6 protein-coding genes and 1 pseudogene are annotated in these 12,057 nt (G+C 33.7%); all 7 read left to right on the forward strand.

The window, feature by feature from the left end:
• Positions 1-86 precede the first annotated feature (86 nt).
• The 7 genes and pseudogenes from AM231_RS00810 (at position 87) to AM231_RS00840 (ending at position 11,905) form a co-directional block, all read left to right on the forward strand.
• On the forward strand, positions 87-2,696 hold the full coding sequence (locus AM231_RS00810) for a DEAD/DEAH box helicase (RefSeq protein ID WP_054400879.1): 2,610 nt from the start codon (positions 87-89) through the stop codon (positions 2,694-2,696).
• A gap of 244 nt (positions 2,697-2,940) precedes the next feature.
• Positions 2,941-3,817: pseudogene (locus AM231_RS00815) on the forward strand (transposase).
• Positions 3,818-4,430: 613 nt separating this feature from the next.
• Positions 4,431-4,718, forward strand: coding sequence for a hypothetical protein (locus AM231_RS29390; protein ID WP_054400880.1), 288 nt, complete (start codon positions 4,431-4,433; stop codon positions 4,716-4,718).
• Between the two features lie 79 nt (positions 4,719-4,797).
• The gene (locus tag AM231_RS00825; protein WP_207383520.1) at positions 4,798-7,377 is read left to right on the forward strand and encodes a sensor histidine kinase; all 2,580 of its coding nucleotides are present in this window, start codon (positions 4,798-4,800) and stop codon (positions 7,375-7,377) included.
• Complete coding sequence (locus tag AM231_RS00830) at positions 7,374-9,719, forward strand: hypothetical protein (protein ID WP_054400882.1); 2,346 nt, start codon at positions 7,374-7,376, stop codon at positions 9,717-9,719. Before AM231_RS00825 ends, AM231_RS00830 begins: the two co-directional genes overlap by 4 nt.
• A gap of 92 nt (positions 9,720-9,811) precedes the next feature.
• The gene (locus tag AM231_RS00835; protein ID WP_054400883.1) at positions 9,812-10,081 is read left to right on the forward strand and encodes a hypothetical protein; all 270 of its coding nucleotides are present in this window, start codon (positions 9,812-9,814) and stop codon (positions 10,079-10,081) included.
• A gap of 144 nt (positions 10,082-10,225) precedes the next feature.
• Complete coding sequence (locus tag AM231_RS00840; RefSeq protein WP_054400884.1) at positions 10,226-11,905, forward strand: DNA adenine methylase; 1,680 nt, start codon at positions 10,226-10,228, stop codon at positions 11,903-11,905.
• Positions 11,906-12,057 lie beyond the last annotated feature (152 nt).

Genomic DNA, 12,057 nt, shown 5'->3' on the forward strand with positions numbered 1-12,057 from the left:
GACATACTTTTCAATTGAGAGCGAATAAAATGAAGTTAAGTTGAATATTATCACAATTTGTAGGCGATCAGGAAGGGGAGTTTGTTTTGACAGAGAGGAAGAGATTTGAGTTCGTTAAACCAAAAGTAGGTAAAGTTGTTGAGAAAGATCCTGAATCAATTTTTAGAGAGTTGCAGATACCTAATGTGAAGGGCCTATGGTCTCAACAAGCAGACATTCTACGAGAATATTATAATAATTTTAATGCAAAACAGGATATAGCAATTGAATTGCCCACTGGCACAGGTAAAACTCTGATTGCATTACTTATTGCAGAGTATCGTAGGAGATGTAAGCAAGAACAGGTCCTGTATTTGTGTCCTACTCGACAATTAGCTAGTCAAGTATATGCCAAGGCAAAAGAATATGGTTTACCTGCTAGTTTGCTAATTGGTTCACAAAGTAGCTATCCTGATGATGAATACGGTGATTATGTAACAAACAAAGCCATCGCTATTACGACATACAGCGCAGTTTATAATACAAATCCGAAGCTGAATGATGCTCATACAATTATATTTGATGATGCACATTCAGCTGAAAACTATATCTCCTCACTCTGGACAACCGAGATAAAGAGGAAGGAGAATAGGGAAGTTTTTGAAAGCATTATTAAATTGTTTAGAGATGATATTAATGATTACCATTATAACAGAATAATGAATGATGATAATGAATTTTACAAGCCAATTTATGACCTTATTCCATATCCAAGGTATTTGGAAAAGTTACCCCAGTTGATTGAGTTAATTGAAGCAAACATTGCCGATTGTGGAAACGCTAAGTATGCATGGTCAATGATTAATGAACATCTAGAAGCATGCCAGATGTTCTTTTCATGGGGAGAAATTAATATCAGACCACTTATTTCGCCTACTCAAACACACTCGGCTTTTAGCAAGGCAAAACATAGAATTTATATGTCAGCAACACTCGGCGATGGTGGCGAACTTGAGAGAATAACTGGAGTCAGCAAGATTAACAAGATACCAATTCCAAAAGGCTGGGATAAGTATAGTAATGGACGTAGGTTAATTTTGTTTCCCAATAGGGTCTTTAATCAAGATGAGTCAATTCAAGTTGCATTGAAAGCAATTAGGAACCAAGGGAGAGCCCTAGTACTATGTCCAGATAATAGAGCCGCTCAATTATTCAAATCTAAGGTTGAGAAATTCTTGCCAAAGTTCACTATTCTTCAGTCAAGTGATATTGAGGATAGCTTGGATGCCTTCATTTCGAAGAAAAAAGCTGTGCTCATATTGACTAACAGGTATGATGGGATTGATTTATCAGGTGATATCTGTCGGTTACAAATTGTTTTCGGCATGCCTGAGGCAACAAATTTACAAGAAGCATTTATGTGGAACAGATTAAATGCTAATTCTGTATTGAATGAACTGGTCAAGACAAGAATCACTCAAGCCCTCGGCCGTTGTACTCGTTCAAGTGACGATTTTGCCAACGTCCTTATGATAGATTCAAATCTTATGAAATTTTGTGCAAAAGTGGAGAATCGAATTGGTTTCCATCCCGAGATTCAAGCGGAAGTAGAGTTTGGTTTGGAAAATTCCGAGAAGATCGAAACTGTCGATGAAATGGTTGACTTTATGAATGACTTTATTACGGATGAGGAATACTACGGCTCAATTAATGATGCAATTACTGAGATACGTGAAGAGTACGAAAAGAAGCCTAAGCCGGAGGTTAAAAAGTTAGTATTGAGTGTAGAGAACGAGGTCGATTTTGTTTATGCACTATGGAAGAAAGAGTTGAATCGAGCTCTTGAGAAGGTGAAATCTGTAATTGAAAACTTAAGCGGTGGTAGGGAGCTAGATGGTTATCGGGCATGGTGGAATTACTTGGCGGGAAATGTTGCATACCTTGCAAAGAGTGCTCTTCCGATTGATTCGAATTTAGACAAGCAATACTATTCTACTGCACTAAGAAGTACAAATGCAGTTTCATGGCTATCGGATTTAGTTCACCACATTCCTGCTGATAAAGATGTACCGAAGGTAGACCCTTATTTGTCAATGCAAGTTGAAAACATTGATGAAGTTCTTAGTGGATTAGGTCTACAGGGGCAAAAATTTGAAAAAAATATGAAACAATTTCTTGAATTAATTAATAATAATGATGCCAATAAATTTGAACAAGGCTTAGCATTACTTGGGCAGTACTTAGGATTCGATATAGAAAAACCAAGTGGTGATGGAACACCGGATGGTATTTGGTCGTTAAGGAATAGATACTTGGGTTTTGAGGCAAAAACAGAAGAAAATGAGAAAGACCCCATCTACATTGAGGCGTGTAGACAAGCAAGTGGCCATAAAAAGTGGATACTAGAAAACTGTAATGCAACTGAGGATTCTAATATCGATGTTTGTTTAATCAGTTATAAGAGTAAAATCCGTAAGGACGCTCTTCCACATTCGAGAGAACTATACCATATTAATTGCGAATCATTACATGAGCTTGCGATAAAAACAGCATCAGTCCTTCGAAATATTAGGGCAGTACTAGTAAAGAGTGATGGTTTTGATTTGTTTACTAAAGAACATATAAGTAATACTTTGAGCTCGGAGAAGCTTACGTATCGGGACATAGAAGAGTACATGAAGTCAATATGTTTAGATGAACTTGATGTTGTTAATTGAAAATAGAATCAGATTGTCGAGAAACCCTGTAGTCATGGTACAAACTGATAAAGTTATCAATTACATGATTGAGAAAAGTATTAAAGTCAGAAAAACACAAAACACATAAAACCTTGTCTTTTTATAACTAAAATGAGAAAGTGTTCAAATTGTCGAGAAAGTCACGACAGCTATTTTCTTGTACATTTAATTTAATACGACACCGCGTTAATACTAGTGAATAAACTGGTTCGGAGGGTGTTAAATATGTTGCAATTCGAACCGAGAAAACCAGCAGGCTTATGAATTTGTTTCGATTGAAGAATTGGTCCCTCAAGATCATCTGCTCCGTAAAGTGGACAAGTATATCGGTTTCTCTTTCATCGACGAAAAGGTTCGTCCGCTTTTCTGTTAATAATGGGCGGCCTGCTATCGACCTTGTCGTGTTATTTAAGATGATTCTTCTCGGTTATTTTTATGGCATCCGTTCCAAGCGTTAACTCGAAGGTGAGATTCAGAGCAATCCCGCTTACTGCTGGTAATGTCCATGATTCATTCTGTACCGTATTTATCTCGTTTGGATCGTCAACAACAACGATTTGGCTTTAAAGTCGAAGCCGTTGCTCTGGACTCCGGGTATTTAACTTCACCCATCTGCAAAGGACTGCAAAGCCGAAGCATTTTTGCCGTTATTGCTTACCGAAGATTTTCACCCGACCCAAGGTTTATTCTCCAAATGGAAGTTCACATATGATGCACAGCGTTATGTTTATGTGTGTCCGGCGAAGCATGAATTACCGTACAAGACGACCAACCGCGAGGGATACCGGCAGTACGCTTCTGATCCACAGCATTGCAAGAACTGCCCGTTATTAAACGAATGCGCAAGGTGTGGCAACCACCGAAAGGTAGTAACCCTCATGTTTGGGAGGACAGCAAAGAGTGGGTGCGGGGCAACCGGTTGAGTCGATCCGGGAAATATCTCTACCGAAAACGAAAAGAAACAATTGAGCGAAGCTTCGCAGATGCCAGAGAGATCCATGGGTTTCGCGCTATTGCCGCTTTACGTCAGGGAACAGGCCCTGATGATAGCAGCTGTGCAGAACATGAAGAAGATGGCGATCCACCTGGATCGCCTGTAGAAACCGGGTAATCTCTCCATTATACTTTTGAAATAACCACTTGAAATTGAGGAACCCGTACTTTGGAAAAAAAGTACAGGGTTTCTTCACGATTGATGACTTATTTAAGACATCAATATTTGTTGTTGTATTAAATCTAAATACAAGTGTTCATTGATTGACTTAGGTAGGTTTAGAATCTTTACCAGCACATTAATTTCTAGCAGCTAAAGAGATCAAACAGTAATTATGATTCTGTTAAATACTTATTAAGCTTGCTCTCTATCGAATGTTCCAATATCAGGCTCATATTCACAACAGAGATGGGATTCACCATTTTTATCGAGCTTTGATGCATGGACGGCACTATCTTGATAGGGATGTGTTTTCCACAGATATAAAACTCGGTACCCTCCGATTAGTGCTTTCTACCCCTTCATGTTTTGATAGGTTACTAAGAGTGGACAGGTATGATGCTTTGTTTTGTTATCCGTACATGGTGGAGCATTCGTCCTTATGCCAATTATAGTTTGCAGAAATCTTTTCGGGAATACTTCTGATATAAAGTAAGTCCCTCGTTACATACATACTGCTCACTTATACGAGAAGCGGTCTGAATAATATTTGAGATCCTTTGCAGATTACGGGTGCAGTAAGTACAGTATACATACTAGAAGTCGCTAGACCTGACAATTGGTCGATCTCGACTCTGATTCTTCGTCCAGCGCAGCAGGCTTCGTTTAAGGTAATTGAGGATAATATCAAGCAGCTAATGGAAGGATTGATTCATAAGGGTGGTCTTGGGGATCGAAAAGTACTTAATCGCTGCGAGGGTTTGAGTATTGAAAAGTTGAAGCGTTATCAGAATGATACGATTAAGAAAAGGACACATAAATTATGGTTAAAGTTAGAAGATACATAGAGGATATTAAGATTATATAGCAAATTAATAAGATTAAGTATTAAGATGAGGTTGGGTGAAGAATATGGATATTAGGCAAATGAATCTATTTGATTATTATTATGAAGAACCAGATATAGAATCTATTGATTTAAATAAAGTGGGCTTTAGGGTCCACGCTTCTTTAATATATAAACTAGGTGAAGAATTAATATCAGATGAAGTTACTGCTATCTCTGAGTTAGTTAAGAATTCATATGATGCTGATTCACCTTATGTCAATCTAGTAGTTGATCCATACTTTTATGAGACAATAACTGAAGAATTAAATGGAAACACGACCACAAAAGAAGTTAAAGGGTTAATTTCGATTAGAGACGCCGGACATGGCATGAATAAAGATGATATTATTAATGGCTGGTTAACCATATCTAACTCAATTAAGAAGAAAATGAAAAAAGACAAAAAAGTAACAAAGAAGTTTGAAAGAATGCCTTTAGGAGACAAGGGGTTAGGGCGACTTTCTGTACAAAAATTAGGGAATTATATGCTACTAACTACAAAAAAAACAGGAGAACTCAAGGAATATACTGTATATATCCCGTGGGGACATTTCAGAAAAAACACTACAATCGATAATGTTCCGGTGAAAATTTCAGAGAAAGAAGTTCCTTTGAGTGAAATAGAAAAGGGATATACGGATATCTTTATTAAAGACTTAATTAATCCTGAATTATGGACTAATACTAACAACATTCAGAAATTAGAAAAAGAACTATCTCAAATTGTTTCACCTTTTAAGACGAAGAACAATTCCTTTATTTTATATGCAAAAGTTGGTCAGACAGAGTTGAATTTTAATAAGATTTCTGACGAGGCATTGGAAGCAGCGATTTCAAGTTACAAATTCAGTTTAAAAGCTGATTGTTTAACAATAGAAGGATATTATAAAGCAGACTTCTTTGAAAGGAAGAATAATGATCATACGATAAGTAATGATTATCTTAAAGAATTCCTTTTTTTAAAGCAGAAAGAATTACAGGATTGTAGTTATTTAAATGATAATAATGCTTTTTATATAAAGTTTGAACAGTCAATCAGCCTGGAAAATATTGGTGATTTAAAAGTGGATGCAATTAACAACATGATTAAACACCCTGGGAGTCTTGAAGCTGAAATCTATTCATACTCATTAGATCATACTTTAATAAAGAATCAAATAGAAAAACTAAATTTCGAATTTTTGGATGAAGTTAATAAATTTAGGAGCTATATAGCTAATAATAAAGGGATAAAGGTATTTAGAGATGATTTCTCTATACTTCCATATGGATACGCTGAAAATGACTGGCTTTCTTTGAGTGCTGGAGCAGCAACAAAAGGTAAATTTACACACTTAAAAAATGATACTGTAATTGGATATATCCAATTACCAGGTAAAGAAAGTTACAATCTTAGGGAGAAGACAAACAGAGAAGGTTTCATTGCAGATGAGTATTATCATAATTTTGAGTTAATTATCAAATTTGCTATCAAAAGAATAAATAGGAACAGAGAGCAATTAAAAAAGTCTTTTAATGACTACATCAGTCAGGTGTCTTCAGATTCTCAAGATACAGATTCATTTATCATGTCTCATGAGGTAGCTGTTGCTAAAGCAAGACAAGCAACCGAAAAAATTGATAATATGTCGATAAGAATAGAAGAGAGTCAGGAAAAAGTCCAGAGTACAAAGAAAATATTAAAGTCTGTAGAAAATGAAATTAAAAATATTAGTATTGCACCATCAGAAAAATCCCTTTTAACAGAATATTTGCATCAACTACAATCAAGTATTATTTCTACTAATCAGAATCTGATAGAAGCTAATAATTTTATAAAGGAATTAACTCTATTAAAGGATCAGATTAAAGTTATTGAATATGAGTATGAGCAATTGATAGAAAAAATGGAGGATATTTCTGAGTTAGCAGGTTTAGGAATTGTGGCAGAAACATTGACTCATGAGCTTAATACTTTAGTAAGCAATACAAAGAAAAATACTGAGGAGGTTACTGAATACTTTAAGAATAAATACGAACCAGATAAGAAAATCGAAAGATATTTCAATTATGTTAAATACTCTTCAGATTCTATCAGAAAACAAGTGAGTCATTTATCACCAGGGTTCAGAAGTGTAAGAACAGTGAAAAAGGAAGTTAAAATAAGTTACCTTATTAATGAACATATAGACTTTTACGCTGAGCGAGCTAAAAGATTAAATATAGAAACAGTTGCGAAAATAGAAAGTGACGTTAACTTATATATTAGTCCAGGAATGTTTTACCAGATAATGGATAATTTATATCTTAATTCAGAACACTGGTTGCAGCATGCAATGAAATTAAAGAGAATCAGTACCTGTATCTATAACATTGAAGTTAAAGATAGTGGTATTGTCCACGTTTGGGATAACGGCATTGGAATTGATTCAAGTATTGAAAATCATATTTTCGATCCGTTTATATCAAATAAAAAAAATGGACGCGGCTTAGGATTATATATAGTAAGAAAGTTACTACAATCTCATAAAAGCAAGATTAGACTAGTTAGGGAAAGAAACCAGTTTAACAATTTATATAAGCTTGAACTGGACTTTTCACAATGCTTAAAGACAGATGAACAGAGAGGATATCTATGAAAATAATCGGTAAGTTATTTGATGCAAGTGATATTAAATATATCGTAAGTGTAGATGATTGTTATGGCTCAAGTACTGAAGCCGTACAGATAAGTGAATTAATTGATGAAATAGTAGAAAGAACAGAGGATTTCACTACATATATTCAGACTATTGGCAAAAATGAATTTGATATTGATACTGTTGGATATTTGCCTGAAGAATTAAAAAGAAAGCAAATTAAAGATTGGATAGAAGTACTAGAACCTATCGAAATCACGATGTTAATGAAAGAAATAGTTTCACAAGAATTAATTACGCAGAAAGATACTTTAATAGAATTTTTTGATGAATTAAAAAAAAGTAAAATTATTATTGATTATAAAACAATTGAGTCAGTTGATGAAGCGAAAAAATTTCTGAAAACAGAAATAAGTAACTTATGGAGTCCGGATGAAAATAATAAAGTGCTTTGGTTAATTGATAGAGATTTTGGAAAACAAGGTGCTGAAAATGAAGGATTTAATTTACTCAAGGAGTTTCATAGTGAGGAGTGTAAATGGAATATTGCCATTCTAGCTACTCAAAATACAGAGGATATTGAAAATGAGGAGCAATTTAATGTTTTTTTAGAAAAAGTGTCTGATTTATCTGAAAGTAAAAATATGTATTGGAAAATGAATAAGGGATTAATAGATAAAAACAGTGATCTAGACTTTGCTAATGCTATTAATTTGGGTTTAAAAAGGAATTATACTTATAGAGTTACAAACTTTTTAACGGATGCTTTAAAACAAGGTATAGAACTTGCGGGTAATCATTTTAAAAATATTGAACAATCAACATTCAGCAACATATTTTTAAATTTTAGTAATGATGAAGGTGTTTCTATTGTAGATACCCTAACCAGAGTGCTATTAGTCCTGACTAAGCACAACTTAAATGATAAGATAACTCGAACCTATGAGGATTTAGTAAAATTAATTTCTGACTACGAAAATATGGCAGTGTTATTTCCACAGCAAGAAATCCAAAATCTAAGCGAAGTTAATGAAATAAGGAAAAAAGAGAAATATAACTATTGGATAAACGATCACTATTATCCTGTAAGCTTTGGTGATATTTTTTCGATTAATAATGAAGAGTATATATTAATATCTCAGCCTTGTGACATTACTCTACGTGCCAAAGGTGACCGGAAAATCAAGAATGGGCTACTCCTTAAGATAAGCACAGAAAAACCTAATCACGGAAATGTTTTCCCGCTGGAATATTTTAAGACAGGTGAGACTAGTTATATAGATCTAAAAGATGAGTTGCAAGTTGATCTGGATATTTTGGATTTGTGTTCATTGAATGATGATGGATGTGCAAAATTAATTATAAATAACACAGATGACATGGAGGTAGAGAAAGAACGGCATTACTCAATTGGATTAAGAAATAGATTGCATAAGGTTAAAAAGAGAATTACTCGAATTTATAAAGATAAAAACTTATTAAAGGAAACTTTAAGTACTCTAGCGGATAGAGGCGGTGCAGATGTTGCGGATCTAGTTGAAGTGTATCATAGAAAAGAGAAAGAAATCTGGGAAGGGTTTATTACTATAAATAATTTCCATGATGAATCAGATTATATTTATTACGATGTCCAGCGTATATGTAGACTAGATGAGCTGGTTACTAATAGTTTATCATTTGAACATTTCACTGTTAGTTCACGAATTGGATTACCTGGAGATTATGCTAAACAATATAAGGTGATGAAATATTACATAAATGTAGATGATCCAACGGAGTTTTTTTCTACTGAAAAGTTAAATCCATTACCTTTACCAGAAGGTAATATTTTTGTAAGACATACTGGGGATAAAAAGGATATTTTAAATGAGATCTTAATGGTAGTAAAGAAAGTGGCTCCAGCTACTGAAGATAATCAATTAAAGTATGATACAAATGGGAGCAGCATAGTATTAGATTCTAGTTTTTTACCAATCAGGGTTAAGGATAACGAGCATTTTTGTAAATTACAGAAGAATAGTTTAAGAATACCTACAGATTTAATATCACTACACGCCAAAAGATTTATGAAACTAATTTCGGAACAATCTGAAACACTCTGGAGTAATACTAGTTTCAAGAAATTTTATAAAGGTAAAAAAGGTTTGGTTATTGAATTAAATGAGTCAATTAGTTTTAAGAAAACAGACTTTATTAATGGCATTTATAGTTTTGAACACGATGGTAAAAAGCTCCTAACAATTATGGCTGCTATAGAAAAAATTGCGGATTTTAATTACGAGCTTGTGATGGAGTTTTATGAGGAGATAGATACAATAGAATCATTAATAACCAAAGTGTGAGTTGTTGGAGTGTATATTAATTATGACATAACATAATTTTCAATATTATTGAACCATACATGTAACATCTAGAATAAATGAGGTGACTAATAATGCTAACCAAACACGATCTTAGTAATTTCATTATTGAATGTATTAAACAAAATGATGGGAAAGCGACTGTGTTAGAGGTAAGTAAATATATATGGAGTAATTATGAAAAAGAACTTAGGAGTTCTGGAGATTTATTTTATACTTGGCAATATGTTTATAGATGGCAGGCGACTGAGCTTAGAAACAAAGGCATTCTTAAAAAACATGATAAAAGCAGGTATTGGGAGTTAAGTGAGACTTATTTTCCTAATGATAACCTGATATGCTAAACTTCCTTGTGTAAGATCATGAAAGAATAACCTTTTGTAAAGGGACAAACATTGATTTAGCTTATTTTAGTAGTATAATATATTTGAGCCGCGCATTCTCTTAATGCGCGGCTTAATCCTGGATTTAGTTTGGAGGTGTTGGACGTGGTAGCTAGTGTTGAAAAAGAATGGTGGAAGGGACTAGATCTTAATTATACTGGAGAAAATAACTTTGCATCTTTCTTTTCGTCTAACGGAAATATCCATTCTTATCCTGCTAAGGCTGTTCCTGAAATGGTGGTTTCTTTACTAAAGAAATTAAAAGAAGAATACTCAATCACAAAGGTTTTGGACCCATTTGTTGGTAGTGGAACTGTTGCGTTGGAATGTAAATTTCTAGGGTTAGACTTTTATGGATCTGATCTGAACCCGTTATCAATTTTATTAACTAGAACAAAGTCGCTGACTGTAAATAACACGTCATTTATTGAAAAGTCATTAAAAGCCTTTACTGATTCAATCAATCAAAAATATATAACTGCAAGTTTAGTTGAGCTATCTAAATTTGATAATATTGAATATTGGTTTAAGCCTCAGAATATAAAAGAGTTATCTTTTATAAAGCAAGAGATAAATATCTTCTTACAAGGATGCTTACAAAAGTACAGAGAAACTTTTGCATTAATTTTACTAACTGCATTCAGTTCAACTATACGTGAGAGTTCATTAACGCGAAATAGTGAATTTAAATTATATCGAATGTCACCTGGTGATATTGATAAGTTTAATATTGACTCTCTGCTAGTTTTTAAAGATAAAATAGAGAATTTATTAAGTTTGCTAGTCGAAACCAACAAGATATCTAAGAGTAAAACAATCACTGACATTCAGATGAAGAATGCAAAGGATTTGTCGCATCTCAGTGGTAAGAAAATTGATGCGATACTTACATCACCACCGTATGGTGATTCTCAAAGTACTGTAGCATACGGACAATTCTCAAGATTATCGCTACAATGGTCTAAAGATTTATTATCTCACTATTTGGGTATCACCACTACAACTGATAATGTGGACGAGTATTTGTTAGGTGGAAAAAAGTCAGCCTGTAATACTTCTTTGAGACATGTAATTCGTTCCTCTAAAACCCTACGGAATTTATTTTATGAAATGAGAAGAGTATGTAAACAAGATGCTAGACAATTTAAGGCTTTAATCTATGAATTAAATAATATCATGAAGAATATAAATGAAAAGAATTTTGATATCAGTGTATTAATAAATAATAAAGAGCTATATGAGCTAACTAAAGAGAGAATTCGTTTGGATTACTATAGGATGCTCAATAAAGCAGGAGAATTATCAAACAAAGACATTAAAGTAAAAGCAAGAGAGTTAACTGAAGTGTTTATGAATAAATTAACTGAGGATGATCTTAGTCCCGAATTGATTTACGTATTAGTTAGTAAGCTCTCATATGTTAAAGATACACTTCATAGAAAAGTAATTGCTTTGCCTCGCAGAGTCAAGTCAGTGCTGCATTTCTTCAAAGAATTGTATATAGTTGTAGAGCAGACTGATAGGATCTTAGAAGATGGAGGAGTACAAGCTTGGATAGTAGGTCATAGAACAGTTTTAGGTTCTATTACTGTAGATATGGCAGAAGTATTAAATGATTGGTTTGTATCTCTTGGATACGATAAAGTTATTACTTTGCATAGACAATATTCTTTTAAAAGACTACCCCATCATATCAATTCGACAGTAACACGTAAAAATGAAATAAAGACTATGATGGAGGAACATATAGTTATTGTAAGAAAGCCGAAAACACACGTTGAGTAGAATAAACAGGTGTAACCTCTTATTTTCTTGGTATACCTTGTTAAAGGGGACTGGAAATAGGCCGTTACAACCCGGCGCTTTAAAAGTTACTTAGTTGATTGCAGTGATGATGTTAGGAGCATCTTCACTGCTCATTACTATATATTATTACG

Origin of the sequence: Paenibacillus solani, from assembly GCF_001277345.1 — a bacterium.
In the GTDB taxonomy this organism is placed as follows: Bacteria; Bacillota; Bacilli; order Paenibacillales; family Paenibacillaceae; genus Paenibacillus_AQ; species Paenibacillus_AQ solani.